1 protein-coding gene is annotated in these 1,063 nt (G+C 55.7%); it reads right to left on the reverse strand.

Annotated features, from left to right (window positions below; genetic code table 11):
* Positions 1–1,063: RHS domain-containing protein (locus HMPREF2596_RS11075; RefSeq protein ID WP_141762673.1), on the reverse strand; the 1,063-nt coding region annotated here is incomplete at both ends.

Here is a 1,063-nt window from a genome sequence, read left to right on the forward strand (position 1 = left end):
TTGTAATGCAGCCCCGTCTCACGGTCGGCATATTGGTTTTGCAGGCGGAAGGGTTGGTATGCGCTATTCGTTACCTTGGTTTCCTCTTTCAGACGACCCCAGCCGGTGTAGTTGCCGAACCAAACCAGATTGCCTTCGTCATCGGTCATCTCTCTTGGGATACCGATTTGGTCGCAGTGGAAGTAGTGGGTTTGTTGGCGGCTTTCGCCGTCTTCGTTGGTCCGGTTATGTACCTGCGCCAGCGGTTCGTAGGAATCCGGGTCAGTGTAGATATAGGTATACCTGCCGTCCGGGTGTACTTCCTGCAAGAGGTGGCTGCCGTCCCAAACGAAGCGGGTTTGGTTTTCGAGGTCGTCTGAAACTTCTCCGTCTTTCAGACGGCCTTTGCCTATCCTTCTGCCCAAGGCGTCGTAGGTATAGGCCCAAGTCTCTTTTGTGCCATCTTTTTTGAAGATTTCCGCTTTAACCAGTTGGTCATGCAGGTCGTAGAAATAGTTCTGCACTTCGCCGTCGGCCAGTTCGCGGTGGATGAGGTTGCCGAAGTGGTCGTAGTAATAGCTGCTGCCGTTGTAGGTTTTCAGGCGGTTGTCGGGGACGGTGGTGCGACCGTCTGAAAGCGGCACTGTCGTTTTGCCCTCTACCCGACCCTCTCCCACGGGAGAGGGGGTAGGGTATGGTTTGACCTTTTCCGTCGGGATGTCGAGGATATTGTGTGCAGGGTCGAAGGCGAACAGTTCTCTGCCGGCTTGGGTAATCCTGCCCAGTTTGTCGTACTCGAACCGGGTCGTGCCCGTCCGTTGGTCGGTGCTGTGGGTCAGGTTGCCGGTGCGGTCGTAGCCGTAGCTGCGTTTGACGGCGGTTTGGCCATAACCCGCCGCTACTTTGGTTTTGCCTTTGCCGCCCTCAGTCAGGTCGTTGAGGGTGGCGATTTGTTTTTTCAGACGACCTAAAGGATCGAGTTCGTAACGGCTGGCGAGTTTACCCTGTGTGCGGAAGATTTCGCGGTGCAGCCGATCGCGTTCGATGTCGGTGATGACTTCGTCGTCGAGGCTGATTTGGTGCA

The sequence above is a fragment of the Neisseria sp. HMSC078C12 genome (assembly GCF_001838065.1).
Taxonomy (GTDB): Bacteria; Pseudomonadota; Gammaproteobacteria; order Burkholderiales; family Neisseriaceae; genus Neisseria.